28 protein-coding genes are annotated in these 25,979 nt (G+C 74.2%); 11 read left to right on the plus strand and 17 right to left on the minus strand.

Features of this window, described 5'->3' with window-relative positions; genetic code table 11:
• Positions 1 to 105 precede the first annotated feature (105 nt).
• Entirely contained in the window at positions 106 to 867 is a 762-nt protein-coding gene (locus HS045_RS10190) for an antibiotic biosynthesis monooxygenase (protein WP_196450821.1), read from the plus strand.
• Between the two features lie 76 nt (positions 868 to 943).
• On the opposite strand, the gene HS045_RS10195 is transcribed toward HS045_RS10190, so the two are convergent.
• Complete coding sequence (locus HS045_RS10195) at positions 944 to 1,462, minus strand: hypothetical protein (RefSeq protein WP_196450822.1); 519 nt, start codon at positions 1,460 to 1,462, stop codon at positions 944 to 946.
• 141 nt (positions 1,463 to 1,603) lie between these two features.
• On the opposite strand from HS045_RS10195, the gene HS045_RS10200 reads away from it, so the two are divergent.
• From HS045_RS10200 to HS045_RS10215, 4 genes are all read left to right on the plus strand, one after another.
• A complete protein-coding gene (locus HS045_RS10200; protein ID WP_196450823.1) occupies positions 1,604 to 2,287 on the plus strand; it encodes a TetR/AcrR family transcriptional regulator C-terminal domain-containing protein in 684 nt (227 codons plus the stop codon).
• A gap of 179 nt (positions 2,288 to 2,466) precedes the next feature.
• Positions 2,467 to 3,069 carry an RNA polymerase sigma factor gene (locus HS045_RS10205; RefSeq protein ID WP_307827447.1) on the plus strand — a complete coding sequence of 201 codons (603 nt, stop codon included), beginning with the start codon at positions 2,467 to 2,469 and terminating at the stop codon, positions 3,067 to 3,069.
• A complete protein-coding gene (locus HS045_RS10210; protein WP_196450824.1) occupies positions 3,062 to 4,231 on the plus strand; it encodes a CU044_5270 family protein in 1,170 nt (389 codons plus the stop codon). The genes HS045_RS10205 and HS045_RS10210 overlap by 8 nt, the downstream gene beginning before the upstream one ends.
• A 190-nt stretch (positions 4,232 to 4,421) precedes the next feature.
• Positions 4,422 to 6,128: a heparinase II/III family protein gene (locus tag HS045_RS10215; protein ID WP_230883517.1), complete on the plus strand. Its 1,707-nt coding sequence runs from the start codon at positions 4,422 to 4,424 to the stop codon at positions 6,126 to 6,128.
• Between the two features lie 180 nt (positions 6,129 to 6,308).
• Here the strand turns inward: HS045_RS10215 and katG are convergent, their stop codons facing one another.
• Both katG and HS045_RS10225 read right to left on the minus strand, forming a co-directional pair.
• Positions 6,309 to 8,537, minus strand: a complete 2,229-nt coding sequence (katG, locus tag HS045_RS10220; RefSeq protein WP_196450825.1) for a catalase/peroxidase HPI — start codon at positions 8,535 to 8,537, stop codon at positions 6,309 to 6,311.
• Between the two features lie 34 nt (positions 8,538 to 8,571).
• On the minus strand, positions 8,572 to 9,015 hold the full coding sequence (locus HS045_RS10225) for a Fur family transcriptional regulator (RefSeq protein ID WP_196450826.1): 444 nt from the start codon (positions 9,013 to 9,015) through the stop codon (positions 8,572 to 8,574).
• 242 nt (positions 9,016 to 9,257) lie between these two features.
• On the opposite strand from HS045_RS10225, the gene HS045_RS10230 reads away from it, so the two are divergent.
• On the plus strand, positions 9,258 to 10,619 hold the full coding sequence (locus HS045_RS10230) for a YibE/F family protein (RefSeq protein ID WP_196450827.1): 1,362 nt from the start codon (positions 9,258 to 9,260) through the stop codon (positions 10,617 to 10,619).
• On the opposite strand, the gene rpmF is transcribed toward HS045_RS10230, so the two are convergent.
• The 5 genes from rpmF to rpmG are packed head-to-tail and all read right to left on the minus strand — an operon-like array spanning position 10,606 to position 11,716.
• The gene (rpmF, locus tag HS045_RS10235; RefSeq protein WP_196450828.1) at positions 10,606 to 10,773 is read right to left on the minus strand and encodes a 50S ribosomal protein L32; all 168 of its coding nucleotides are present in this window, start codon (positions 10,771 to 10,773) and stop codon (positions 10,606 to 10,608) included. The two genes, HS045_RS10230 and rpmF, sit on opposite strands and share 14 nt — an antisense overlap.
• Position 10,774: 1 nt before the next feature.
• Positions 10,775 to 11,074 (minus strand): 30S ribosomal protein S14, encoded by a 300-nt coding sequence (gene rpsN, locus HS045_RS10240; RefSeq protein ID WP_196450829.1) that lies wholly within the window; start codon positions 11,072 to 11,074, stop codon positions 10,775 to 10,777.
• Positions 11,074 to 11,310: a 50S ribosomal protein L28 gene (rpmB, locus tag HS045_RS10245; protein WP_196450830.1), complete on the minus strand. Its 237-nt coding sequence runs from the start codon at positions 11,308 to 11,310 to the stop codon at positions 11,074 to 11,076. The genes rpsN and rpmB overlap by 1 nt, the downstream gene beginning before the upstream one ends.
• Positions 11,310 to 11,555, minus strand: coding sequence for a type B 50S ribosomal protein L31 (locus HS045_RS10250; protein WP_196450831.1), 246 nt, complete (start codon positions 11,553 to 11,555; stop codon positions 11,310 to 11,312). The genes rpmB and HS045_RS10250 overlap by 1 nt, the downstream gene beginning before the upstream one ends.
• Positions 11,552 to 11,716 carry a 50S ribosomal protein L33 gene (gene rpmG / locus HS045_RS10255; protein ID WP_196450832.1) on the minus strand — a complete coding sequence of 55 codons (165 nt, stop codon included), beginning with the start codon at positions 11,714 to 11,716 and terminating at the stop codon, positions 11,552 to 11,554. The genes HS045_RS10250 and rpmG overlap by 4 nt, the downstream gene beginning before the upstream one ends.
• A gap of 195 nt (positions 11,717 to 11,911) precedes the next feature.
• Here rpmG and HS045_RS34395 point away from each other — a divergent pair, with 195 nt between their 5' ends.
• Positions 11,912 to 12,049, plus strand: a complete 138-nt coding sequence (locus tag HS045_RS34395) for a hypothetical protein (protein WP_230883518.1) — start codon at positions 11,912 to 11,914, stop codon at positions 12,047 to 12,049.
• Positions 12,019 to 13,782 (plus strand): ABC transporter ATP-binding protein, encoded by a 1,764-nt coding sequence (locus HS045_RS10260; protein ID WP_255531795.1) that lies wholly within the window; start codon positions 12,019 to 12,021, stop codon positions 13,780 to 13,782. Before HS045_RS34395 ends, HS045_RS10260 begins: the two co-directional genes overlap by 31 nt.
• 174 nt (positions 13,783 to 13,956) lie before the next feature.
• On the opposite strand, the gene HS045_RS10265 is transcribed toward HS045_RS10260, so the two are convergent.
• Positions 13,957 to 14,727 carry an expansin EXLX1 family cellulose-binding protein gene (locus HS045_RS10265; protein ID WP_196450834.1) on the minus strand — a complete coding sequence of 257 codons (771 nt, stop codon included), beginning with the start codon at positions 14,725 to 14,727 and terminating at the stop codon, positions 13,957 to 13,959.
• Between the two features lie 81 nt (positions 14,728 to 14,808).
• Entirely contained in the window at positions 14,809 to 15,609 is an 801-nt protein-coding gene (nshR, locus tag HS045_RS10270) for an NshR/TsnR family 23S rRNA methyltransferase (protein ID WP_196450835.1), read from the minus strand.
• 165 nt (positions 15,610 to 15,774) lie between these two features.
• On the opposite strand from nshR, the gene HS045_RS10275 reads away from it, so the two are divergent.
• On the plus strand, positions 15,775 to 17,226 hold the full coding sequence (locus tag HS045_RS10275) for a M20/M25/M40 family metallo-hydrolase (RefSeq protein WP_196450836.1): 1,452 nt from the start codon (positions 15,775 to 15,777) through the stop codon (positions 17,224 to 17,226).
• On the opposite strand, the gene HS045_RS10280 is transcribed toward HS045_RS10275, so the two are convergent.
• The 4 genes from HS045_RS10280 to HS045_RS10295 form a co-directional block, all read right to left on the minus strand.
• Complete coding sequence (locus HS045_RS10280; protein WP_196450837.1) at positions 17,204 to 18,454, minus strand: NAD(P)/FAD-dependent oxidoreductase; 1,251 nt, start codon at positions 18,452 to 18,454, stop codon at positions 17,204 to 17,206. The two genes, HS045_RS10275 and HS045_RS10280, sit on opposite strands and share 23 nt — an antisense overlap.
• 93 nt (positions 18,455 to 18,547) lie before the next feature.
• A complete protein-coding gene (gene sigJ / locus HS045_RS10285; protein WP_196450838.1) occupies positions 18,548 to 19,492 on the minus strand; it encodes an RNA polymerase sigma factor SigJ in 945 nt (314 codons plus the stop codon).
• Between the two features lie 130 nt (positions 19,493 to 19,622).
• Positions 19,623 to 20,267: a response regulator transcription factor gene (locus tag HS045_RS10290; RefSeq protein WP_196451156.1), complete on the minus strand. Its 645-nt coding sequence runs from the start codon at positions 20,265 to 20,267 to the stop codon at positions 19,623 to 19,625.
• Positions 20,268 to 20,392: 125 nt separating this feature from the next.
• Complete coding sequence (locus tag HS045_RS10295) at positions 20,393 to 21,877, minus strand: sensor domain-containing protein (RefSeq protein ID WP_196450839.1); 1,485 nt, start codon at positions 21,875 to 21,877, stop codon at positions 20,393 to 20,395.
• Positions 21,878 to 22,108: 231 nt separating this feature from the next.
• Between HS045_RS10295 and HS045_RS10300 the strand changes: the two genes are divergently transcribed.
• Positions 22,109 to 22,972, plus strand: a complete 864-nt coding sequence (locus HS045_RS10300) for a hypothetical protein (protein WP_196450840.1) — start codon at positions 22,109 to 22,111, stop codon at positions 22,970 to 22,972.
• A gap of 15 nt (positions 22,973 to 22,987) precedes the next feature.
• Here HS045_RS10300 and HS045_RS10305 read toward each other — a convergent pair whose 3' ends face one another.
• The 3 genes from HS045_RS10305 to HS045_RS10315 form a co-directional block, all read right to left on the minus strand.
• Positions 22,988 to 23,440 (minus strand): iron chaperone, encoded by a 453-nt coding sequence (locus HS045_RS10305; RefSeq protein WP_196450841.1) that lies wholly within the window; start codon positions 23,438 to 23,440, stop codon positions 22,988 to 22,990.
• Between the two features lie 143 nt (positions 23,441 to 23,583).
• Entirely contained in the window at positions 23,584 to 24,444 is an 861-nt protein-coding gene (gene lgt / locus HS045_RS10310; RefSeq protein ID WP_196450842.1) for a prolipoprotein diacylglyceryl transferase, read from the minus strand.
• Between the two features lie 105 nt (positions 24,445 to 24,549).
• Entirely contained in the window at positions 24,550 to 25,179 is a 630-nt protein-coding gene (locus tag HS045_RS10315; RefSeq protein ID WP_196450843.1) for an NAD(P)-dependent oxidoreductase, read from the minus strand.
• Between the two features lie 90 nt (positions 25,180 to 25,269).
• Between HS045_RS10315 and HS045_RS35365 the strand changes: the two genes are divergently transcribed.
• Entirely contained in the window at positions 25,270 to 25,890 is a 621-nt protein-coding gene (locus HS045_RS35365) for a TetR/AcrR family transcriptional regulator (protein ID WP_196450844.1), read from the plus strand.
• The last annotated feature ends 89 nt before the right edge of the window (positions 25,891 to 25,979 follow it).

The following is a 25,979-nucleotide window of genomic DNA, read 5'->3' on the forward strand; positions in this document are numbered from 1 at the left end:
TGTCCGGGGCGGATCACCGCGCAACAATCCTGATCAAGTATTGATTACATGATTACAAACGATGCATAGTTGGCCGGAGCCCGCTCCCGCCTCCGGAGGACGACCATGATCGTTGAGTACATCCGCTACCGCGTTCCCGACGACCGGTCGGCCGCGTTCGAGGAGGCCTACGCCAGGGCGGCGCTCCTCCTCGCGAAGGCGCCGCAGTGCGTGGACCACGAGCTCGGCCGCTGCACGGACGAGCCCGCCTCCTACATCCTGCGGATCACCTGGACCTCGGCCGAGGACCACCTGGAGGGCTTCAGGAAGGGCGAGCTGTTCCCCGGCTTCCTCGCGGAGGTCCGCCCCTACGTCGGCATGATCGAGGAGATGCGCCACTACGCGCCGACGGCGGTGCGCGGCGCCGGCGGCGCCGTCCCCAGCCTGTACGACTGGGCGGGCGGGGCCGAGGCCTTCGAGCGGCTCACCGAGCGGTTCTACGAGGCGGTCAGGGCCGACGACGTGGTCGGGCCGCTCTTCGCCCACATGGACCCCGGCCACCCCCGGTACGTCGCCATGTGGCTGGCGGAGGTCTTCGGCGGCCCGGCGCGCTACACCGGCGAGCGGGGCGGCTACGCGCACATGCTGGGCATGCACCTGAACCGGGCGATCACCGAGGCCCAGCGCCGCCGCTGGGTGAACCTGCTGGCCGACGCCGCCGACGAGGTCGGCCTGCCGGACGACCCGGAGTTCCGCGCCGCGTTCATGGGATACATCGAGTGGGGCACCCGCCTGGCCTTCGCCAACTCCCAGCCCGGCGCCGCGCCCGTGCGGCAGGCGCCGGTGCCGCGGTGGGGCTGGGGTGTCGCGCCCCCCTACCGGGGCTGATCCGCGAAGGCGCGGGCCCCGACCCCGGCCGGGGGCCGGGTGCGGGGCCGGGCGCGGGCGGAGAGGGCCCGGCGCCTCAGGCGAGGGCGGTGGCCGCCAGGGCGAGGACCGAGGCGCCGAACACCACGGTGTGCCGGACGGTCTGCAGGGTCCAGGTCCAGGCGGGGAAGCCGTCTTCGGCGGCCTTGAGCAGGGCGGGCACGTCGATGCGGGCGAGCATCGGGTCGCCCTTGCGGGCGAAGGCGGCCTGGACGGAGGCGGTGGCGGTCAGCTGGCTGTAGAGGATGAGGCAGTTGGCGGCCAGGACGAGGGACTGGAGGATCAGGGTCAGGGGGCCGGCCCAGTCGCCGCCGGTCAGGTTGAGTGCGGCCAGTGCGGTCATGACGGCGGCGACGGCGGCCGGGGCGGCGGTCTCGTGGCCGCCGGCGTCGAAGCGCATGCCGTTCTCGGTCAGGACGGTGGTGCGGACGCCCTGGCGGGCCAGTTCGGCCTGGGCGCCGGCCATGGCGGTGGCGCCGTAGCGGTGGCGGACCAGGGGGATGCTGACGAAGGCGCCGGCGACGAGCAGCTGCATGGTGGCGGTGAGGGCGTTCACGGGGGTCTCCTCGATGAAGGCGGCGAGGGCGCCGTCCTGTCTTGCACTAAGTTCAAGTGAACCGTACCCCGTCTGTTGAACTAAGTGCAAGAGAGTTCTTGAACTTTGTGCAAGAACGGTCGGATGCCCTATCGTGTGCGCATGCCGCGCGACACGCTGACCAAGGAGCAGATCGTCCGGACCGCGATCGAGCTGCTCGACGACGAGGGGCTGGACGGCCTCAACATGCGCAGCCTGGGCAAGCGGCTGGGTGCCGCCGCCACCGCGGTCTACTGGCACGTCAAGAACAAGGACGACCTCATCCTGCTGGCCGGCGACCGGGTCTGGGAGGAGATCGACCTGCCCGACCCCGAGGCGGCCGGCTGGCGCACCGCGGCCACCGCGCTGGCCACCGGCCTGCACGCGATGTTCAGCCGGCACCCCTGGCTGGTGCAGGCCCTCGGCTCCCACCTCTTCCACGGCCCCGGCAAGGCGCGCCACGACGACCGCAGCCTCGCCGTCTACGAGGCGGCCGGTTTCACCGCGGCGCAGGCCGACCGGGCCGCCGCCGCCGTCTTCACCTTCGTCCTGGGCAACGTCCTGGGCGCCTCGGCCATGGTCTCCCTCACCCGGCGGCTGAGCCGGGAGGGCGCGGACGCCGAGGCGCTCATCGAGGACACGATGATCAGGGCGCGCGAGGTCGCGATGGACTTCCCCCGGCTGCGCGCCCGCCTGGAGACCCCGATGGCCGCCGACTACGCCGCCGCCCCCGAGCAGACCTTCATGTACGGCCTGCAGGCCCTCCTCGACGGACTGGAGGCCCGGCTCGCCGCGGGATCCGCGTGAGCGGCCCCGCGGCCGCACCGTCACACGGCGACGGACCGGCGGACACCGGTGACGTCCGAGGGGAACCGGTGGAAGTGACACAAGTCACATCCGGAAACCGTGAAAGCGGATCGGCGGATCGGGCGATAAGAGACGACCGTTGATCTCGTCGAGAGGGTGTCCATGCCGGGGAGACCATCGTGACCGCGCCGCCCCGGGCCGTGCTGCCGGCGGAGGACGCCGGGACCGGTCCGCTCCCCTTGGACGCCCCGGAGGCGTTCGGCGCGGTCTTCGACGCCTGCTTCGCAGAGATCCACCGCTACGTCGCCCAGCGGCTCGGCCCCGACCACGCCGAGGACGTCGTCGCCGAGACGTTCCTCACCGCGTTCCGCAAGCGGGACTCCTACGACCCCTCCCGGGCGAGCGTGCGGGCGTGGCTGTACGGGATCGCCACCAACCTCATCGGCAGGCACCGCCGCCTGGAGGTGCGCACGCTGCGCGCGCTCGGGCGCTACGGCCCGGACCCCGACGCCCCCGGCCACGACGAGCGCGTCGCCGCGCGGGTCAGCGCGCAGAGCCTGCGGCCGGAGCTCGCGGCGGCCGTGGCCGGGCTCGACCGGCGCGACCGCGACGTCCTGCTGCTGGTCGCCCTGGCCGGGCTGAGCCACGAGGAGATCGCCGCCGTGCTGGGCATCCCGTACGGGACCGTCGGGTCCCGGCTCAGCCGGGCCAGGAGGAAGCTGCGCGCCGCGCTGGGCGGCGGCAACCCGATGCTCGACCCCGAGGAGGCCGGCCGTGGATGAGCTGACGTCGCTCCGCGAGCTGTACGGCGAGCCGGAAGCCGACCCGCTGCTCGAGGCCAGGGTGCGCAGCCGGGTGCAGGCGGGGGTGCGCGGCCGGGCGCCGGCCGGGGCCCGCGGGCGTCCGGCGGCCTGGTTCCGCCGGGACCCGGGCTCCGGACTCCGCGGGCGTCCGCGGGCGGGACTCCTCCGGCGGACGGAACCGGACCTGCGCCGCCTGCGGTGGCCGTGGGCGCCGATCGTGGCCGGGCTCGCCGCGGCGGCGGCGGTGGCGGCGGCGGTCGTGGTCCCGGGGACGACGGCCGGCGAGCCGGGCGGCTCGGGCCGGATCGCGGCGCTCTCCGGGCGGTCGATCCTGCTGGCGGCGGCGAGCACGGCCGCCTCCGAGCCCGCGCCGACCGGCGCGTACTGGAGGGTCAGGAAGCTGCACCGCCAGACGCATCCGGAGCCGCTCGGCCGGGGCGGGAACCGCTACCGGCTGGTGGAGTCGCGGGTCACCGAGCAGTGGGCGGCCAGGGACGGCCGGGTCTGGTCCGGCTCCCGGGCGCTGGGGGCGCGCCCGGCGAGCAAGGCCGACGAGGACGCCTGGCGGCGGGACGGCTCGCCCGCCGAGTGGTCGAGCGGGGGGCGCACGCTGTCCACCGCGGCGGAGGAGGGGCGGCTCACGGCGACCGCGGGCGGGACGGCGTTCAGCATGGCCGGCCGCGCGATGACCTTCGAGCAGGTCCAGGGGCTGCCGACCGAGACCGCCGCGCTGAAGGAGTGGGTGAGCCGGACGGTGCGGGAGGAGCAGGCGGCCGGCACCCCCGCGGCCGGTCCGCCCGGCTCGTTCGACGGTGTCGTCGCCGACGCGCTGAGCGGCCTGCTGTGGAGCAAGCCGTCGCCGCCCGCCGTGCGGGCGGCCGCCTACCGGGCGCTGGCGGAGCTGCCGGACGTCCGCTACCTGGGCGAGGCCACGGACGAGCGGGGGCGCAGGGGCGCCGCGTTCTCCTTCGCCCTGCGGACCGCTCCCGTCGTCCGGCGGACGCTGGTCATCGACCCCGCTGACTCGCAGGTGCTCTCCTCCACGGTCACCGGCCCGCCGGGGTCCGGAGGCGACCGGGTGGAACTGGTGCTGGAGGCGGGCTGGACCGACGACGAACCGGTCGCGCCCGAACTGCCGTAACCCGCCGCGCCGGGACGGTCCCGGGATCGCTTCCGGTCCGTCCCCCTCTGGGCCCTTCCCGCCCGACCCTTCCGCTCTGATCCCTCCCTCCCGTCCCGGCCCGCCCGCGCGGTCCCGGCGGCCCGCGGGCACGCGGGGCGCCGTCCGCGAGCGCACCGGGGCCGCTCGCGTCATCTATTGGAGCAAGCACTTGTTCAATTACATCGCCACGGTGCCCGGTCCCGTCACGTACCGGCCCGCCGTACCGGCCCGGCTGCGCCGTGCGGGTGCGGCCCTGCTGCGCCGGGTCGCCGCGTGGACCCCGGGGGAGCGGTCCGCCGTACCGGACCCGTCGGCCGGCGGGGGCCCGGCGGTCTGCGTGCCCGGCGGCTTCCCCAGGGTCGAGGCCGCCGAGGTCCTGCGGGGCCGGGTCGCGTTCGCCGGCCTCCCGCCCGTCGACCTCGGCACGGGGAGGATCGACTGGCGCCTCGACCCGCACGGGAGCCGTTCCTGGGCGCTCAACCTGCACGCGCTGCGCTGGATGGGCAGCCTGGTCCTGGAGTACGAGCGCTCCGGGAACCGGGAGTTCCTCGACCGCGCCGCCGCGATCGCCGAGGACTGGGTGCGGAGCAACCCCGAGGGCGGAGCGGGGGTCAGCCCGTGGGCCTGGGCCGAGCACCCGGTCGCGCTGCGCGGCCCGGCCCTGGTCTGCCTCAGCGCGCACGTGCGCGCCGACTGGCTGCACCGGAGCCTGGCCGAGCACGGCCGGGTCCTGGCCGATCCGGCGCTCTACCGCCGGGGCCACAACCACGGATTGGACCAGGACATCGCGCTGCTGGTGATCGGCTCCCGCCTCGGCCGCCGGCCGTGGCGGGAACTGGCCGTCCGGCGGATGACCGACTCGGCGCTGCTGGCGATCGACGAGCAGGGGGCGCTGCACGAGCAGGCGCCGCGGTACGGCCTGTACGTCCACCGGCGGCTGGGGGCCGCGCTGGAGACGATCGCCGGGTGCGGGATGGAGGTCCCGCCCGCCCTGGCCGCGCGGCGCGCGTCGCTGGAGTCCTACGTCGCCCACGCCACCCAGCCCGACGGCCGCCTGGTGCCGATCGGCGACGGTCCGGCCGGAGTGCGCCCGGTGGGGTTCCCCGCCCCGCGGGAGACGGTGAAGGTGTTCGACGCCGGCTACGTCTTCGCCCGGACCGCCTGGGACGACCCGGCCTCGGCGTACTACTCGATCAGGTTCGGTCCCGGGCGCAGGCTGCACGGCCACGAGGACCACCTGGGCGTCACCTACCACGCCCGGGGTCGCGCCGTCCTCGTCGAGGCGGGCTTCCACTCCTACGAGCGCACGCCGTACCAGCGGTGGACGGCCTCGCCCGAGGCGCACAACGTCCCGGTCGTGCCGGGCGCGGCGTTCCGGGAGGGTACGGCGACGCGGCTGGTGAGCGCGTCCACCGGCCCGGAGCGGCAGTGCTTCCGGCTCACCGACGACGCCTACGGCGTCCGCCGCACCCGCTCGGTCCTGGTCACCCACGGCGCCGACCTGATGGCCGTGCTGGACGAGGTCCCGGCCGGATCGGAGCTGCGCAGCCTGTGGCACTTCGACCCGTCGCTCACCGCGGTCTCCGTCCGCGACGGCCGGGTGGTGCTGGCGGACGGGGATCGGCGGGTGACGCTGGTCCAGCTCTCCCCGGACTCGGGCCTGCCGCTCGGCGGGCAGGAGGTGGAGTCCCAGGAGATCGCGACCGGCCACCTGCGGACGGCGCGGTCGGCGACGGTCCTGTCGCCCGCGGCGCGCTCCGTGCTGACCCTGGTCGTCCCCGGCACCGGTGATCCCGAGGTGACCTGCTCCGGCGGCCGGGTGACCGTCCGCACCCCCGGCGGTCCTGTCTCCTTCCCGCTCGCGCTCGGCCGGTGACGGCGCCGATCTCCTCCCGGCCGACGGCTCTTCCCGACTGACGGCTGAGCCGCCCCCAGCCGGCCGGTGGAGCAGTCCTCCCCGGCCGGTGGCGGCGACCGGACCCCTCGGAGACGAGGACGTCCGGGCCGGCCCGTGCGGGCCGGCCCGGACGCCGGGACCGTCAGGAGAGCGCGATCGTCAGGAGAGGTCGAACCGGTCGAGGTTCATGACCTTGTCCCACGCCGCGACGAAGTCCTTCACGAACTTCTCCTTCGCGTCGTCGCTCGCGTAGACCTCCGCGAGCGCGCGCAGCTCGGAGTTCGCCCCGAAGACGAGGTCGGCGCGGGTGCCGGTCCACTCGATCGAGCCGGCGGCGTCGCGGCCCTCGAACGTGCTCGCGTCCTCCGACGTCGCCGTCCACTCCGTGCCCAGGTCGAGCAGGTTGACGAAGAAGTCGTTGGTCAGGACGCCGGGCGTCTTGGTGAAGACGCCGTGCGGCGACCGCCCGTGGTTGGCGCCCAGCACGCGCAGACCGCCGACGAGCACCGTCATCTCGGGGGCGCTCAGGGTCAGCAGGTTCGCCCGGTCGATGAGCAGGTACTCGGCCGGCAGCCGGTCGCCCTTGCCGAGGTGGTTGCGGAACCCGTCGGCGACCGGCTCCAGCGCGGCGAACGACTCCACGTCGGTCTGCTCCTGCGAGGCGTCCACGCGACCCGGGGTGAAGGGGACCTCGACGTCGAAACCGGCGTCCTTGGCGGCCTTCTCGACGGCCGCGCAGCCGCCGAGCACGATCAGGTCGGCGAGCGAGACCCGCTTGCCGCCGGTCTGGGCGGCGTTGAAGGCCTCCTGGATCCCCTCCAGGGTGCGCAGCACCGGGGCGAGCCGGTCGGGGTCGTTGACCTCCCAGCCGTTCTGCGGCTCCAGGCGGATGCGCGCGCCGTTGGCGCCGCCGCGCTTGTCGCTGCCGCGGAAGGACGAGGCGGACGCCCACGCGGTGAACACCAGGTCGGCCACCGTCAGGCCCGAGGCGAGGACGGTGCCCTTGAGGGAGGCGACGTCGGCCGCGTCGACGAGCTCGTGGGTCCGCTCCGGGAGCGGGTCCTGCCAGATCAGCACCTCGCTCGGCACCTCAGGACCGAGGTAGCGCGCGACCGGGCCCATGTCGCGGTGGGTCAGCTTGAACCACGCGCGGGCGAAGGCGTCGGCGAACGCGTCGGGGTTCTCCAGGAAGCGCCGCGAGATCTGCTCGTAGACCGGGTCGAGCCGGAGCGCCATGTCGGCCGTCGTCATCATCGGGGCGTGGCGCTTGGCCGGGTCGTGCGCGTCGGGGACGGTGCCGTCGCCGGTGCCGGCCTTCGGCCGCCACTGGTGCGCGCCGGCGGGGCTCTTCGTGAGCTCCCACTCGTAGCCGAAGAGGATCTCGAAGAAGCTGTTGTCCCACTGGGTCGGGGTGTTCGTCCACGCACCCTCGATGCCGCTGGTGATCGTGTCGCCGCCCCGGCCCGCGCCGAAGGTGTTCTTCCAGCCCAGACCCTGCTGCTCGATCGGGGCGGCCTCGGGGTCGGGGCCGACGTTCTCGGCCGGGCCCGCGCCGTGGGCCTTGCCGAAGGTGTGGCCGCCCGCGACCAGGGCGACCGTCTCCTCGTCGTTCATCGCCATCCGGCGGAACGTCTCACGGATGTCGCGGGCCGAGGCGAGCGGGTCCGGGTTGCCGTTCGGGCCCTCGGGGTTGACGTAGATGAGGCCCATCTGGACCGCGGCGAGGGGGTTCTCCAGCTCCCGGTCGCCGCTGTAGCGCTCGTCGCCGAGCCAGGTGGTCTCGGGGCCCCAGTAGACGTCCTCGTCGGGCTCCCAGACGTCCGCGCGGCCGCCGGCGAAGCCGAAGGTCGTGAAGCCCATCGTCTCCAGGGCGACGTTGCCGGTGAGGATCATGAGGTCGGCCCAGGAGATCTTCTGGCCGTACTTCTTCTTGACCGGCCAGAGCAGGCGGCGGGCCTTGTCGAGGTTGGCGTTGTCCGGCCAGCTGTTGAGCGGGGCGAAGCGCTGCTGGCCGGCCCCGGCGCCGCCGCGGCCGTCGCTGATCCGGTAGGTGCCGGCGCTGTGCCAGGCCATCCGGATCATGAGCGGGCCGTAGTTGCCGTAGTCGGCCGGCCACCAGTCCTGGGAGGTCGTCAGGACCTCCGCGATGTCCCGCTTCACGGCCGCGAGGTCGAGGCTGTTGAACGCCTCGGCGTAGTCGAAGTCCTCGCCGAGGGGGTTGGCCACGGCGGGGTTCTTCGCGAGGATCTTCAGGTTGAGCCGCTCAGGCCACCACCGGTGGTTCCCGCCGCCCTGGGCGGGGTGCGAGGCGCGCCCGTGCGCGACGGGGCAGCCGCCGCCCTCCTCGGGCTTCGGGTCGGTGACGATCGCATCGTGGTTCTCGGACATGGAAATCCTTCCGGACTGAGGGGAGGAGGGTGTCTCAGGAGTCGTCGGTGGATCCGGTGGAGCAGGCGGGGCACAGGCCCCAGTAGATGACCTCGGCCTCGTCGATCGAGAAGCCGTGGGCATCGGACGCGGTCAGGCAGGGCGCCTCGCCGACCGCGCAGTCGACGTCGGCGACGACGCCGCACGACCGGCACATGACGTGGTGGTGGTTGTCCCCGACGCGGCCCTCGAACCGGGCGGGGCTGCCGGCCGGTTCGATGCGGCGCAGGAGCCCCGCCGCGGTGAGCGCGTGGAGGGCCTCGTAGACGGCCTGCAGGGAGATGTGGCCCACGCGATCGCGCACCCCGGAGGCGATCGCCTCGACGTCGAGGTGGTCGCCCGCCCGGACGGTCTCGAGCAGTGCGACGCGGGCGGCCGTCACCCGCAGGCCCACCCCGCGCAACTCCTCGGCGGTGGTCGGGGTCTTGGGTGCGGTCATGGCGCCCAACCTACCTCCGTAAACACGAATGGTTCAAGACAGCGAATGATTTAAGTCTAATGTCACACCAGGTGGGGTTCGCACCATTGCGGGGCGCCACGCGGCGGCCGTCCGGGGGCCCGTCCGATGTGCCGGTATGTACTAGATTGGGGCGGCACGGTGGTGACCGGCCACGACGCGCGTCCCGGCGCGTCCGGGGCCGCCGTCCCCCGCTCCGCACGTGCCTTAGGAGAGCCTCGCCCATGGGCGCCGACCATTCCCACGGTTCACACGGCCGCGTCCCGGCGGGCTCGCGGGCGGCGGTGCGGGCGATCCTGGCCGTGATCGTCCCGCTGGCGGTCGTCACCGTGGCGGCGCTGGCCTGGCTGTGGCCGACCGGACCGGTCTCCACCGCCGAGCAGCCGACGCTGCAGCGGGTGAACGGGACCGTCACCGCGGTCACCCTCACGCCCTGCCCGCAGGAGCCGCCCCTCGAAGGGGAACCGCAGGCGGCGCCGCCGACGCCGGACCCGGCCACCTGCGGTGACGCCCGCGTCCGGCTGACCACCGGCCCGCAGGCCGGTCAGAGCGTCACCTCCCCGCTGCCCAGCGGGCCGGGTGCGCAGCGCTTCGCCGCCGGTGACGACGTGGTGCTCATCCACACCCCCGACAGCGAGCTGGAGGTGCCGCCGTACCAGATCTCCGACCACGACCGGTCCTCCCCGCTGCTGCTGACCGGCGCCGCCTTCGCGCTGGCGGTGATCGCGTTCGGCCGCTGGCGGGGGGTGATGGCCCTGATCGGGCTGGGCATCACCTTCGTGCTCCTGCTGGCCTTCGTCATCCCGGCGATCCTGGCCGGTGAGCCGCCGCTGCTGGTGGCCGTCGTCGGCGCCGCGGCGATCATGCTGGCCGTGCTCTACCTCACCCACGGCTTCACCGTCACCACCTCGGTGGCGATCGTGGGCACCGTGACCAGCCTGGCCCTGACCGGCGTGCTGGCCTATGCGGCCATCGGCCTCGTCCAGCTCAACGGCATCACCGACGAGAGCTCCTTCTACCTCGACACCAGCCACCGCATCAACACCCAGGGGCTGCTGCTGGCCAGCATCATCATCGGCTCCCTGGGCGTGCTGGACGACGTCACCGTCACCCAGGCCGCCACCGTCGCCGAGCTGGCCCACGCCAATCCCGGGTACGGGTTCGCCCGGCTGTACCGGGCCGCGGCCCGGGTCGGCCGCTCCCACATCGCCTCGGTGATCAACACGATCGTGCTCGCCTACGCCGGCGCGTCACTGCCGCTGCTGCTGCTGATCAGCGTCGGTGAGCAGCCCCTGGGCGACGTGCTGACCAATCCGGTGCTCGCCCAGGAGATCGTCCGCAGCGTGGTGGGCACCCTCGGGCTGATCGCGGCCGTGCCGATCACGACCGCGCTGGCCGCGCTGACCGGTGCCCGGCACGCCGGCCCCGACCGCGACGACCCCCCGCGTCGGGCCCGGCACGCCGGACCCGGATCCGGACCCGGGTCCGACGATCCGCCGCGCAGTGCTCCGCACGCCGGTCCCGGCTCCGACCGCGACGACCCGCCGCGCCGGGCCCGTCACCGGGCGGGCCTCAGCCGGGAGTGATCAGGCCGCGCCGGTAGGCGCGGACCAGGCGGCGGGGCACCAGCAGTCCCCGCCCGTCCACGGTGATCGGCACCAGATCGGGAGTCGCGGCCTTCCACCGGGAGCGGCGGTGGCGGGTGTTGCTGCGCGAGGTCCTGCGCTTGGGGACGGCCACCTCACCAGCTCGCCTTCGTCACGCCGGGCAGCTCGCCGCGGTGGGCCATCTCGCGGAAGCGGATGCGCGACAGGCCGAACTTCGTCAGGTGGCCGCGGGGGCGGCCGTCGACGGAGTCGCGGTTGCGCACCCGGGTGGCGGAGGCGTCGCGCGGCTGCCGGGCCAGCGCCCGTACGGCCTGCTCGCGTTCCTCGGCGCTCCCGGTACGGACGACCCGCTTCAGCTTGGCGCGGCGCGCGGCGTGGCGGGCCACGACGGCCTTGCGGCGCTCGTTGGCGGCGATCTTGCTCTTCTTGGCCATCAGACCTTTCCTCCCCGGGCGCGGATGCGGGCCACGGCGGCCTCGATGCCGATCTTGTCGACGGTCTTGACCGCCCTGGCGCTGAGCGTGAGCCGGACGAACCGGCCCTCGCTCGGCAGCCGGTAGCGGCGGTGCTGGATGTTGGGGTCCCACCGGCGGCGGGTGCGCCGGTGGGAGTGGGAGACGCGGTTGCCGAAGACGGGCGCGGCGCCGGTGAGCATGCAGTGCGCCGACATCAGGCCCTCCCGTAGCGCTGCTTGAAGCGCTCGACGCGGCCGGCGGTGTCCAGCACGCGGGTCCGGCCGGTGTAGAAGGGGTGGCTGGCCGAGGAGACGTCGACGTCGACGACCGGGTAGGTGTTGCCGTCCTCCCACTCGACGGTCCTGGTGCTGGTGATCGTCGACCGGGTCAGGAACGCGAAGTCCGCGCTCGGGTCGCGGAACACGACGGGGCGGTAGTCGGGGTGGATGCCCTTCTTCATCGTTCCTCCTTGAAGAGAACGTGCTCGCGGACGACCGGGTCGTACTTGCGCAGGGTGAGCCGGTCGGGGTCGTTGCGCCGGTTCTTGCGGGTCACGTAGGTGTAGCCGGTGCCCGCGCTCGATCTGAGTTTGATCACGGGGCGGAGTTCGTTCCTGGCCATGGGGCTCCTCTCGGGCGGCCTGTGCATGTAATGATAACGGGAACGGTTTTCATTCCCGCAAGCGTGGCGGCCTCCGGACCGGCCGGGGCGGGGGAAAACCGTTCGCCTCCCGCTTGAGCCCTGCGGCACCATGGCCAGGGCGGTGTCGGCGTTCGGGAGGGCTGATGGCGGTGCTCGGATCGGTCGACGGCCTCGGTGGCGACCCCGGTGGAGGCCCTGGTGGAGGCCCTGGTGGAGGCCCTGGTGGAGGCCCTGGTGGCGGTTCCGGTGGCGGCCCCTCCGCGCGGAGGTCGGCGGTTCTGCTGGCGCTGCGCCACTACTGCGGTGAGCTGAGGCGCCAGTGGCGGGTCGCGGTGCCGGCGCTGACGTTGCCGGCGATGGGCAACATCTGCCTGTACTACCTGGCGCCGCTGGCGGTGGCCGGGCTCGTGGGGCACCTGTCCGGCGGCGGGGACGGCTCCGTCGGCGCGCTGCTGCCCTACGTGCTCGGCTTCGGCGCGCTGCTGCTGGCCGGCGAGGTGCTGTGGCGGGTGGGGCTGCACTTCCTCAACCGCACCGACGCCCGGGGCATCGAGCGGCTCGGCGTGGTGGGCATGGACGCGCTGCTCGCCAAGGACGCGGCCTTCTTCCACGACAACTTCGCCGGATCGCTGACCAAGCGGGTGCTCGGATTCTCCTCCCGGTTCGAGGAGTTCGCCGACACGCTCGCGTTCTCGATCGTGGCCAAGGTGGTCCCCCTGGCCTTCGCCTCGGTGGTGCTGTGGCGGTACCACCCGTTGCTGGTCCTCGTGCTCGTGGGCCTCATCGTCGTCACCGGCGTCCTCGTCGTCCCGCTCATCCGCCGTCGCCAGGCGCTGGTCGACGAGCGCGAGGCCGCCAAGGTGCGGGTCTCGGGCCACGTCGCCGACGTGCTGGCCAACATGGACACGGTCCGCGCGTTCGCCGCGGAGGAGCGCGAGGCCGTCGAATACCGGGCCAGGCTCGCCGAGCAGCACCGGCTGTCCCTGCGCTCCTGGGACTACGGCAACCTCCGGGTGGACACCGTCGTCGCCCCGCTGTCGGTGCTCACCAGCACCGTGGGCCTGCTCCTCGCCGTGGCGCTCCGCGGTGGCCTCGGGGTGGAGGCCATCGTGGTGACGTTCACCTACTACTCGAACGCGATCAGCATCATGTTCGAGTTCAACCAGATCTACCGGCGCATGGAGAGCGTGCTCACCGAGGCGGCGCAGTTCACCGAACTGCTCCTCGTGCCGCCGACCGTGGTGGATCCGCCCGATCCGCAGCCGCTGCGCCCGGTCGGCGCGGGCATCCGCTTCGAGGGCGTGAGGTTCGGCTACGACGGCGGCCCGCCGCTCTTCGAGGACCTGGACCTGGACATCCCCAGCGGCGCGAAGATCGGGCTGGTCGGCCGGTCGGGCGGAGGCAAGAGCACCCTCAGCCGGCTGCTGCTGCGCCTCATGGACGTGGACGGCGGCAGGATCCTGATCGGCGGCCAGGACATCGCCCGGCTGCGCCAGGCGGACCTGCGCAGCCTCATCGCCTACGTCCCCCAGGAACCGGCCATGTTCCACCGGTCCGTGCGGGACAACCTCGCGTTCGCCCGGCCGGGGGCCACCGACGCCGAGATCCTCCGGGCCGCGCGGGCGGCGCACGTCACGGAGTTCGTCGAGTCCCTGCCGGACGGATTCGACACCCTGGTCGGGGAACGCGGTGTCAAGCTCTCCGGCGGTCAGCGGCAGCGCATCGCCCTCGCGCGCGCCATCCTGCGCGACGCCCCGGTCCTGCTGCTGGACGAGGCGACCAGCGCCCTGGACTCCGAGAGCGAGATCCTCGTCCAGGAAGCCCTGTGGCGCCTGATGCAGGACCGCACCGCGCTCGTGGTCGCGCACCGCCTGAGCACGGTCGTCCGCATGGACCGGCTCGTCGTCCTCGACCGGGGGCGCATCGCCGAGCAGGGCACCCACGGTGAGCTGCTCCAGGCCCAGGGCTCCTACGCCCGGCTCTGGCACCACCAGTCCGGAGGCTTCCTGCTGGAGGACGAGATTCCGGACGCGCTCCACCGCTGACCGGCGTCCGCCCGCGGGCCCGCGCCGGTACGGCTCCGCACCGGTCCGGGCGACCACCGTTCCGCGGTGGTGCGTGTCAGTGCGTCAGTGCGTCGTGGTGGCGGTGCGCTGGCGTCAGTGCGTCGTGGTGGCGGTGCGCTGGCGTCAGTACATCGTGGTGGCGGTGCGCTGGCGTCAGTACATCGTGGTGGCGGTGCGCTGGACGACGGCGGGGGCCAGGCGGACGCGTCCCGCGGTGACCCGGTGCCCGCGGGTGTCGGTGACCCGCACGGCGAAGGGGCCCCGACCCGCGCCGGATGCGGCGATCCAGTGGTTGTGGTCGGCCCGGACCAGCCTGCGCCACGCGCCTCCGGCGGTCTTCACCTCCACGGAGACCAGCGGGTTGCCGTGGTCGATGACCAGCAGGGCCAGCCACCACCGCGACGACCCCTCCTTGACGCGGAAGGAGAGCGGCCGGCCGATCCGCGGATCACGGACCGGGCGGTAGACGACCCGCGCCGTGCCCCTGCCGGAGCCGGCCACGCGGGTGAAGGCCGTACGGCTCAGGTCGATGTGCCCCGCCGGGCACTCCGGGCACTGGTCGACGACCTTGACCCGGACGGAGCCCTTGGGCCCGGTGACGTTCAGATAGCCGCCGCAGGAGGCGGCGGCGGCGTACTCGCCGGGGGAGAGCGCGGCGTAGAGGCCGTCGGCCGGAGGCGACGGATACGAGCAGTTGCCCGCGCCGGGCTGCAGTTCGTAGAAGGTCGCCTTCCCCCGGACGGTCGTCCGGGTCGTCTTCTCCCGGAGCGCCCTCTCTCCGGCCGATCCTCCTCCGGTCGCCTCCGCCGACCCGCGGGCGGTCGCGGTGCCCTCCCCGGCCGGGACGGACCGCGCCAGGGCCGGGGACGGGAGGAGCGAGCCCGCGGCGAGCACGGCCGCGAGGACGGAGGGGAGACGCTGCATCCGGGGGTTCCTCTCACGGGGGGACGGACGCGACGCGACGACGCCCCGGCGGCGGAGCCGAGGCGGCGGCGCCGGCACCGGCTAGGCGAGGTTGCGGTGGGCGCGTGCGTGCAGGGCGATGCCCACCGACACGGAGACGTTGAGGGACTCGGCCGCGGGGTTCATCGGGATCGACACCGACTCGGTGGAGATGCCGGAGAACCCGCCCGACGCGCCGGTCTTCTCGCTGCCGAACATGAGGGCGAGGCGTTCGTCGATGCCGCCGAGGTCGCCGACCGTGAGGGCTCCGCCGGCCTCGAAGGCCACCAGGCGCATGCCGTTGTCCTGGAAGTGGCCGAGCGCCTCGGCCCGGGAGGCGAGGACGATCGGGAGCGAGAAGACGTAACCGCGGCTCGCCCGGATCAGACGCCGGTCCGCGATGCTGACGAGGTCGCTGTCCACGAGCACGATGCCCGAGGCGCCGAGGGCGAAGGAGGTCCGCACGATGGCGCCGATGTTGCCGACGATCTTCACCCCGTCCAGGAGGACGAGGTCGCCCTTCAGGCCGGCCAGGTCGGCGAAGCCGCAGGGACGCGGGACCCGGCAGATGCCGAACGCCTTGGGCTTCTTCTCGGTCTTGAAGACCTGGTTGGCGATCGCGGGGGAGAGCAGCCGGACCGGGATGCGGCGCTGCTCGCACGCGGCGAGCAGCTCGCCGGGCAGGGGGACGGTCTCCAGCCCGTAGACCTCGATGAGCTCCACCCCGGCGCGGATGCTCTGCAGGAGCGGCTCGGGGTCCTCGATCAGCGCCGTGCGGACGACGGACCGCGACGGCTTCGTGACATCGATGATCCGCTGTACGGCGGGATCGGAGCGCTCGGTGATGACGTCAAGGCTGGACACGGCGAAGAGGCTAACACGGGCGTCGTCAGGCCTTCGGGCCGGTCGCCTCCGGCCGGAAGGCCGCGGCCTTCTGCGAACCTTAAGGCCGCGGCCTTCTGCGAACCTTCGGTAAAGCGGTGGGCCGTCGCGGTGGGGATCGGCGCGTGCGCGCCTAGCATCACCGCCATGGCGACAGACCGCGACCGCAGGCGGCACGAGGACGTCGGCGAGGGCGAGAACGGCGGCGACGGGGCGGTGCACCGGTTCCTGCGCGAGTACCGGGAGGAGTTCCTGCGGGAGCTCGGCGACTGGGTGCGCATCGCCTCGGTCTCCTCGGTGCCCGAGCACGGCGCGGACCTGCTGCGCTCGGCCAACTGGCTGACCGGCCGGCTGCGGGAGATCGGGTTCCCCTCCGTGGAGCTGTGGCAGGTCGACGGCGGCATGCCCGCGGTCCACGCCGCCTGGTGCGAGGCGCCCGGTGCGCCGACCGTGCTCGTCTACAGCCACCACGACGTGCGCGCCGTACACGCCGAGACCTGGGGCGAGTCGCTGCCGTTCGAGCCGCAGGTGCGCGACGGCAGGATCTACGGCCGCGGCGCCTCCGACGCCAAGGGGCAGGTCCTGGCCCACCTGTGGGGACTGCGCGCCCACCTGGCGGCGACCGGCCGCGGCGCGCCGCCGGTCAACCTCAAACTGCTCGTCGAGGGCGAGGAGGAGATCGGCTCCCCGCACCTGGCCACGCTGCTGAAGGACCACCGCGACGAACTGGCCGCCGACCTGGTCGTGCTCTCGGACACGCTGCTGTGGTCGCTGGAGGCCCCGGCGCTCTGCACCGGGCTGCGGGGCATGCTCAGCGCCAGGCTGCAGGTGTTCGGGCCGTACCGGGACGTGCACAGCGGCGCCGTCTCCGGGGCCGCGCCCAACCCGTGCGCCGAGCTGTGCAAGCTGGTGGCGCAGCTGTACGACGGACGGGGGAGGGTGACGCTGCCCGGCTTCTACGACCGGGTGGTGGAGCCGACCGCGGAGGAACGGGAGCAGATCGGCGCCCTGCCCTACAGCGACGCCGACTGGCTGGAGCGCACCGAGACCCGCTCGGTCGGCGGCGAGGACGGCTACAGCGTGCTGGAGCGGGTGTGGATCCGCCCGGCGGTGGAGATCCTCTCCTTCATCGGCGGCGACCCGGTGGGCGCCTCCCGCGGTGCGATCCCCTCGGTGGCCTCGGTGGACATGAACCTGCGCCTGGTGCCGGACCAGAAGGTCGCCGAGGCCGCCGAGCAGCTGAAGGCCTGGGTGGCCGAGCGGATCGGCGACACGGTCGACTACCAGCTGGACGTCTCGCTGGAGGCCGCGCAGGAGCCCTACCGCACCCCGCCGGGGCACCCGGCGCTGGCCGCGCTGGGCCGGGCGATGGAACGCGGGTTCGGCGTCCCGGTGGCCGGGCGGATGCGCAACGGCGGCGGCGGTCCCGCCGACCTGCTGCAGTCGTCCCTGGACGCGCCGGTGATCTTCTTCGGGACCGGTCTGCCGACCGACCGCTGGCACGACAGTGACGAGCGGGCCGAGATCGACGCGCTGCTCAAGGGGGCGGCCACGCTGGCGTTCCTCTGGACCGAGCTCACCGGGCCTGCTCCCGCGTGACGCGGCGGCGCCGGACCGGCAGCCCGAGCGTCGGGTTGGCGACGGCCCAGGCGGCGCCCCTGCAGACCAGTTCCTTGTAGACGGCGGCGAGCCGTCCGGTCAGGGCCGCCCGCACGGCGCGGTCGTCGGCGGTGACGTACTGGATCAGACCTTCCCCGCGGCCCAGCGAGACGCACTGGTTGACGTAGCGGATCGGCGCCTTCGGGAGCCTCCCTCCGGTCAGGCGCGCCGTGATCGCGTCGGCGGCCCGCCAGGCGGCCGGAGTACCCGAGGCGCACGACATCCGCAGCGGCCTGTTCCCGGCGCCCGTCGCCAGGGCCGCGTCGCCGACGGCGTACACGTCCGGGTGCGAGACCGAGCGCATGGTCCCGTCGACCACGATCCGACCGGTGCCGGAGACCTCCAGGGTGGTCGCCTCCGCGATCGGGTGGACCGCGAAACCGGTGGTCCACACGGTGACCGCGGCCGGGATGACCCCGCCGTCGGCGGTGGTGACGCGGTCGGCGCCGACGCCGGTGACGGCGGTGTGCTCGTGCACGGTGATCCCGAGCCCGCCGAGGACCTTCCGCAGGTGCCCGCGGCCCCGGGGGGAGAGCCGTCCACCGAGGTCGCCGCGGACGGCGAGGGCGACGGCGAGGTCCGGGCGGGCCTCGGCGATCTCGGCCGCGGCCTCCAGCCCGGTGAGGCCGCCACCGACGACGACGACGGCCTGCCCGGCGTCGATCCGGGCCAGGCGCGCACGCAGCCGGAGCGCTCCGGGGCGATCGGCGATTCCGTAGGCGTGCTCGGCGGCCCCGGGGACGCCCTGGTCGTCCCAGCCGCTGCCGAGGGCGTAGACGAGCGTGTCGTAGGCCAGTTCTCCGGAGGCGGGTCCGGATGCGGTCATTGCGGCGCCGGGTCCGGATGCGGTCATTGCGGTGCCGGGCTCGGGCGCGGTCACCGCGGCGCCGTTCGCGTCGACGACGGTGACGGTCCTGCGGTCGGCGTCGACGCCGGTGACCCTCGCGATCCTCAGTTCGACACCGGTGCCCGCGAACATCTCGCGCAGCGGCCGGGGCCTGAGGTCCTGGCCGGCCGCCAGCTGGTGCATGCGGACGCGTTCGACGAAGTCGGGTTCGGCGTTGACGAGGGTGATGGAGACGTCCTCGCGGCGGAGCCGCCTGGCGAGGCGTCCGGCGGCGACGGCTCCGGCGTATCCGGCTCCGAGGACGATGATGCGGTGCTGCATGCCCTTGCTCCTGTCTTGCGCGGGTTCGCCCCTTGAACCGGACGGCCCGCCGTTTCCTGACAGGAAGGCGGTGTGAAGCGCGTCACATCGTCCTCAGAGAGGACCGACCAGGGGCTCCCCGTGGTCGACGACCGCCCAGCGCGCGGTCGCGCGGTCGAGCTTGTCGGGGTTGACCTGGCTGCGGAGTGCGGCGATGCCCTCGGCGGTGACCTCCAGGCACATGACGCCGACGACCCGGTCGCCCACCACGGCCACGACGGCGGGACCGCCGTTGGCGGTCCAGGCGTAGACCTCGGGCGTGCCGCCGACCAGGGCGCGCTTGGCCTGGCCGGGTTTGAACAGGCCGCGCAGGAACGTCGCCACCGCGACGGCGCCCTCGAACGCCTTGGCGCGGGCCGGGACCTTCCCGCCGCCGTCGGTGACCGAGACGGCGTCCTCGGTGAGCAGGCGCACGAGCGGTTCGACCCGGCCGCCGGCGGCGGCGGCCAGGAACTCCGCGATGACCCGCCGGGCCGCGGCCCCGTCGACCTCGGTGCGGGCCCTGCCGTCCGCGACGTGCTGCTTGGCGCGGTGGAGGATCTGCTGGCTGGCGGCCTCGGTGATGTCGAGGATCTCGGCGATCTCCCGGTGCGGATGGCCGAAGGCCTCCCGCAGCACGTACACCGCCCGCTCGACGGGGGAGAGGCGCTCCATGAGGGTGAGGACCGCGTACGAGACCGATTCGCGCTGCTCGGCGGTCTCGGCCGGACCGAGCATGGGATCCCCGGCGAGCAGCGGCTCCGGGAGCCACCGGCCCACGTAGGTCTCGCGGCGCGCCCGGGCGGAGGCGAGCTGGTTGAGGCACAGATTGGTGAGGACCTTCGTCAGCCAGGCCTCGAGGACCTCGATGCGGTCGGTGTCGGCGGCCTGCCAGCGCAGGAACGTCTCCTGCACGGCGTCCTCGGCCTCCCCGGCGGAGCCGAGGAGGCGGTAGGCGATGGCCTCCAGGCGCGGCCTGGCGGCCTCGAACCGGTCGACGTCGTCCTCGGTCGGGGGCATGTCCCGATCCTAGGAGGCCCGCGGGCCGGGAGGGTACGGCGGTGCGGGTGCGTCGGGCTCTGGGCCGGGAGGGTACGGCGGTGCGGGTGCGTCGGGCTCTGGGCCGGGAGGGTACGGCGGTGCGGGTCCGTCAGGCCCGGAGGTAGGCGAGGACGGCGAGCACCCGGCGGTGGTGGGCGTCGTCGGGCGGCAGGCCGAGCTTGGCGAAGACGTTGCCGATGTGCTTCTCCACGGTGCTGGCGGAGACCACCAGCCGCTCGGCGATGGCCGTGTTGGAATGGCCCTCGGCCATCAGCGCCAGGAGCTGGCGTTCCCGCGCGGTCAGCGCTCCCAGGGCGTCGTCCCGGCGCTGCCCCGCCAGCAGCTGCGCGACGACCTGCGGATCGAGCACCGTCGCGCCCCGGGCGACCCGGTCCAGGGCGTCCAGGAACTCCCCGACCCTGGCGACCCGGTTCTTCAGCAGGTACCCGACGGCACCGGAGCCGTCCGCGAGCAGATCGCCGGCGTAGGAGGCCTCCACGTACTGGCTGAGCACCAGCACGGGGGCGCCGGGCACCCGCGAGCGGACCGTGATCGCCGCGCGCAGTCCCTCGTCCGTGTAGGTCGGCGGCATCCGCACATCGACGATCGACACGTCCGGGCGGTGGGTGAGCACCGCCTCGACCAGGGCCGGGCCGTCTCCCACCGCGGCCACCACCTGGTGACCGTCCTCGGTGAGCAGGCGGACCAGGCCTTCGCGCAGCAGTACCGCGTCGTCGGCCAGGACGATCCGCAGCGGTCCGCGCGCCGCGTGATCCGGGGGCGGCCCGAGGGCGGTTCCGTCCGGGTTCACGGGGGCGGTTCCGTCCGGGTTCGCGGGGGCGGTTCCGTCCGGGTTCACGGGGGCGGTTCCGTCCGGGTTCAGCGGCACGGCAGCTCCGCGGTGACGGTCGTCGGGCCGCCGCGAGGGCTGGTGATCCGCAGCAGGCCGCCGACCGCCTGCAGCCGGTCCTCCAGTCCCCGCAGCCCGTGGCCCTTGTCCGGCGCGGCGCCGCCCACCCCGTCGTCCGTCACCCAGACCCGCAGGTTTCCCGCGTCGTGGCGCAGTCCGATCACGCACCGGCCGGCGCGGCTGTGCTTGGCGACGTTGGTCAGCGCCTCGGCGACCACGAAGTACGCGGCCGTCTCGGCGGCGGCGTCCAGCCGGCGGTCCAGGGGGCCGGCGTCGAGGTCGGCGGGGACGGTCGAGCGCGCGGCCAGGGCGGTGAGCGCCGCGTGCAGGCCGCGGTCGACGAGGATCGGCGGGGCGATGCCGCGTGACAGGGCCCGTAGCTCCTCCAGCGCCTCCTCGGTCTGGACGATCGCGTCGGCGAGCGCCGTGCGCACGGCCTCCGGTCTGCTGTCGAAGTGATGCTGGGCGCGGCCCAGTTCCATCGCCAGGCGGACCAGCCGCTGCTGGGGCCCGTCGTGGATGTCGCGTTCGAGCCGGCGCAGCGCGATCGCCTCGGCCGTCACCACGGCGACGGTCTGCGCTCGGGCGGCGTCCCGCTCCTGCTCCAGCCCGCTGATCCTGCGGTGCAGCGCGGACGTGTCCGACAGCAGCGCCTCCCCCAGCCCGGCCTGGACGGCGACGCACGCCCGGGTCACCAGCGGCAGGGTGAGCAGCAGCAGCAGACCGACCGCGGTCCCGAAGGCGAGCCGCTCGGCCGGCGACGTCAGTCCCAGGCTCAACGCGATGTGGGACCGGGCATCGCCCACGGTCAAGGTCAGGGGCCGCATCTGCCCGGTGGACGAATAGGGGTTGCGCAGGGCGGACGTGCCGCCTCCGAGGCCGGCGAACCACCACATCGCCGTGACCGCCGAGGTGACCAGGGCCACGGGGAGCACCGCCACCGCGTGCGCCAGGCCGAGCCAGAGTCCCGGATCGGACGCGGCGGCCGTCTCCCCCGGTCTTCGCCGCCGTCCCGCGTCCTCCGCCCCGGCGGTCGTGGCACGGACCTCCGCAGTCGTGCCACGGACCTCCGCAGTCGTGGCACGGACCTCCGCGGCCGTGCCACGGACCTCCGCGGCCGTGGTACGGACCTCCGCGGCCGTGGTACGGACCTCCGCGACCGGGGCACGGGCTCCGGCGGAGGAGCGGAGCCTGGTGATCCGCCACCGCTCCACGTCGGCGAACCACCGCACCGGCGCCAGCCCGCGGACCGCGACCGGTGCCGCGCCCGGCACCAGCAGGCCGACCGCTCCGACGCACAGGCCGACGAGCACCAGCAGCAGGCCGGCCGCGGCGGTCACCGGCGCGGTGAGCAGGTAAAGGGATTCCGCGATCGTGCGACGTCCCGTGCGGAGGACGGATCCGGCACCCGCCCGGAACCGGCGCCGGACCGCGGAGGGGAACGGGCCGGTCATGATCTCAGCCTAGTCGGCCGGGGATGGTGGGGCAGGCCCCACCCCCGGGTGTCCGGCGTCCCCCGATGACCGGAGGGGCGCCGCTGCGGAAGGGTGGTCGGAACGACGGCGGCGCCGCCGCTCGCCGGCACGCACGAACGGTCCCCGGCACGACCCGTCGCACGGTCCCCGACCGGCGGACCCCCGGGCCGGCGCGGCGCCCGCACCCCTGATCGAGCCGAAGGAGTCTCCTTGCGCAGTCCCGCAGCCCCGCCGCGATCCGTGGACGCCCCCGGTCGTCTGCTCGCCGTGCTCGCAGCCCTCGCCGCGGCCCTCGTCGCCGCCTTCGTCATCGCCCCGCACACGCTGGCGGCGGGCAGGGCGGACGACGGTCTCTCCGACGCGCGCGGCCTGACCGGAGCCGTCCGCGAGGCGTTCGCCGCGTACTGGCGTTCCGGCGGCCCGGATCTCCCCGCGGCCCTGGAGAGGGTCGTCGACTACTGGGCCCGCTACCACGTGGCCAAGGCCGTGATCGCCGCGAGCGCGCTGGTCGTGCTCGTCGCACTCGGCGTCCTGCTCTGGAAGGCGTTCCTGAGGGCCGGTGGCGCCGGGGCGGGCGGGAGGGCCGCCCTCGCGGCGGCCGGCGTCCTCACCACGGTGCTCGCGCTGTGCTCGCTGGCGGCGGTGATGGCCAACGTCCAGGGGGCGGCGGCACCCTTCTCCTCGCTGCTGCCGATGCTGACGGCCGGTGAGACCGGCGGCGGGATCGCCGGCACGCTCGACGACGTCAGGGGGCGGCTGGCGGACTCCCTGAGCGCGGGCGGCCCGGTCCCGCCCGCCCTGGAGGTGATGATCGACGACTTCTCCCGGTACCACGTGGTGCTGGCCGGGGCCGCCGCGGTCGCGGCGGCCGTCCTCATCGGCGTGAGCGCGGCGTCGTGGAGGGGGTTCGCGGCAGCGGGGCCGTCCGGCGGGCGGACGAGGCGCGTGCTGGGGGCGTCCGGCGTCCTGTCGGCGGCGGTGTCGCTGCTCCTGATCGTCATCGGGGTGGCGAACACGACCACCGCGGCGGACCCGGCGCCGGCGCTCCTGGCCTTCTTCGACGGCGGATGGTGAGGCGCCCGGCGGGCCTCAACCCACCGCCCGCCGTACCAGCGCGGCGATGCGCTCCTCCACCTCGGCCGTCACCTCGGTCAGGGCGAAGGCGGTCGGCCACATCGCGCCCTCGTCCAGCTTCGCCGGGTCGTTGAACCCGAGCGTCGCGTAGCGCGACGTGAACTTCGCCGCGCTCTGGAAGAAGCAGACGATCTTGCCGTCCAGGGCGTAGGCGGGCATGCCGTACCAGAGCTTCGGTGCGAGGGCCGGGGCGTTGGCCGTGACGACGGCGTGCACGCGCTCGGCCATGATCCGGTCCTCGGTCGTCATCTCGGCGATCTTCGCGAGCACGTCCCGCTCCGCCTCCGCCGCCTTGTCCGCCCGCGACGCGCGGCGCGCCGCCTTCTTCTGCTCCTGGGCGTGCTCCTTCATCGCGGCCCGCTCCTCGGCCGTGAACCCCTCGTACGTGGTGCTCTCGGTGTCGCTCATCGTTTTCTCCCTCATCGGTGCCGTGTGGGACAAGAGTGGCCGATCGGATTGATACATCCACGATGCGACGACGATGCGCCCGCGGACCCGCGGGGCCGGAGACGCGGCGGGTCGTCCGGTGACGGGCCGCGGCGCGGTGCGGGTCACCTCGCGTCGGCGGGGACCCGTTCGCCGCCCAGGGACTCTTCGGAGTCCTTGTTCCGGGTGAGGTGGACGTAGGCCAGCGCGCCCAGGAACAGGGCGACCGACGTCCACTGGTTCAGCCGCATGCCGAGGATCTCGTTGGCCGGGTCGACGCGCAGGCCCTCGATCCAGAACCGGCCCGCGGTGTAGCCCGCCACGTACAGCGCGAAGAGCCGGCCGTGCCGCAGCGCGAAGCGACCGCCGATCCAGATCAGCGCCAGTGCCAGGCTCAGGCTCCACAGCGACTCGTAGAGGAACGTGGGGTGGTAGGTGGTGACGCCCGGCACGGTCCCCGGGCGGCCCGGATCGATCTCCAGCCCCCAGGGCAGGTCGGTCGGGCCGCCGAACAGCTCCTGGTTGAAGTAGTTGCACCACCGGCCGATGGCCTGGCCGAGGGCGACGGCCGGGGCCACGGTGTCGGCGACCGCGCTCAGGGAGATGCCCCGGCGGCGGGCGGCGATCCACACGCCCACCCCGCCCAGGGCGATGCCGCCCCAGACGCCCAGACCGCGCCAGCCCGGCCCGGAATCGCTCCAGATCAGGATCGCGTCGATCGGCCGGTGCGGGGCGTCGGGCCCGAAGTACAGCTGCCAGTCGGTGACGACGTGGTACAGCCGCGCACCGACGATGCCGAACGGGAGCCCCCAGGTCGCCAGGTCCAGCATGGTCCCCGGCGCCCCGCCGCGGCTTCGCCAGCGGCGCTCGGCGAGGACGACGGCCGCCACGACGCCGAGCATGATGCAGACCGTGTAACCGCGGATGGGCAGCGGGCCCAGGTACCAGACCCCCTCGGAGGGACTGGGGATGCTGGCGAGCGACATGGCAGGCAATCTAGTGCAGCCCGCGGCGATCACACATCCCCCTGTCCTGCGCCGCCCTCGGGGATTCTTCGCCCTCGGGGATGCGGCGCCTTCCGGGATCCCCCGTCACCGCTTGGAGACGACGGTGACCGCGCGGGGTCCCGAGGGCCGGTGGCGGACGACGTCGGCGAGGAACGCCGCCAGGTCGGCGCGGTGCAGGGACTGCGACGCCCCGACCCGCCCGGTGACCTCCAGCGCCCCGGTCGCCGGCCCGTCGTCGAGCTTCGGGGGCCGCACCAGGGTCGCCGGGAGCGTCGCGCCGGTGACGAGGCGTTCCTGGCGGTCGACCTCGGCCAGCCGTTCGCGCCCCACGGCCGCAGCGTAGATCATCCGGCCGAACCAGGACAGCTGCCCGGCGCTGGCGGCGCCGCCGAGCGCGGAGACCAGCACCAGATGCGCGCCGGGCGCCGCCTCCCGGGCGGCGGAGAGCAGGACGCCGGTGGCCTGGGAGCGCACCGTGCCCGGAGCCTCCCCGCGGGGCGCGGCGACCAGGGTGACCACCGCCTCCGCGGCGGCGACGGCGTCGCGGACGGCCGCCGGGTCGGTCGCGTCGCCCCGGCGGAGCCGGGTGCCGGGCGATCCCGCGGCCACCCGGTCCGGCCGGCGCGCCAGGACCGTCACGTCGTGGTCGCGCTCCAGGAGCGGGAGGAGCAGGGCGCCGGTGGCGCCGGTGGCGCCGAGCAGGGTCACTCTCATCGGGTCTCCAGGCGACTTCCTATGTTGATAGTGTCAACATAGGACCATAGCCGTCAATCTAGACAGCGTCAACATTGAGAGGGGATGCCGGTGACCGAGCGGGCGTACCACCACGGGAACCTGCGGGAAGCGCTGGTCGACGCGGGCCTGCGGCTCCTGGACGAGGGAGGGGTCGAGGCGGTGGGCATCCGGAGCGCGGCGCGCCTGGTCGGAGTCAGCCACGCCGCCCCGGCGCGCTGCTTCCCGACGGCGACGAGCTTCCTGGCCGCCGTCGCGGCGGTCGGCTACGGACGGCTCGCCGCCGCGTTGACCGAGGCCGTGGACGCGGCCGAGGACACGCTCTCGGCCTTCCGCGCCGTGGGCCTGGCCTACGTCGGCTTCGCCCGCCGGGAACCGAACACCTTCCGGATGCTCACCCATCCGTCCCTGGCCGACAAGTCCCGGCACCCCGATCTGCTGGAGGCCTCCAACCGCGCCTTCGACGTGCTGCGGGAGGCGGTCCTGCGCGCGCAGGACGACGGTCACGTCGCCCCCGCCTCCCCGGCGGCGCTGGCGCTGACGGCGTGGTCCACCGTGCACGGGATCAGCGCGCTCATCGTCGACGACCAGCTCGCGGCGAAGGGCTACACCGGAGACCCGGACGACCTGGCCGACGAGGTGCTCGCCACGTTGTTCCTGGGCATGCGGCCCGTACCGGGCCCGCCGGCCTGACCCGTACCGGGCCCGCCGGCCTGACCCGGGCCGGCCCTCACCGTGCGGCGGCTGCCCGACGACTGAGAGATCCGCGCGGTGCTGCGTAA

Source organism: Planomonospora sp. ID82291 (assembly GCF_015711645.1).
In the GTDB taxonomy this organism is placed as follows: Bacteria; Actinomycetota; Actinomycetes; order Streptosporangiales; family Streptosporangiaceae; genus Planomonospora.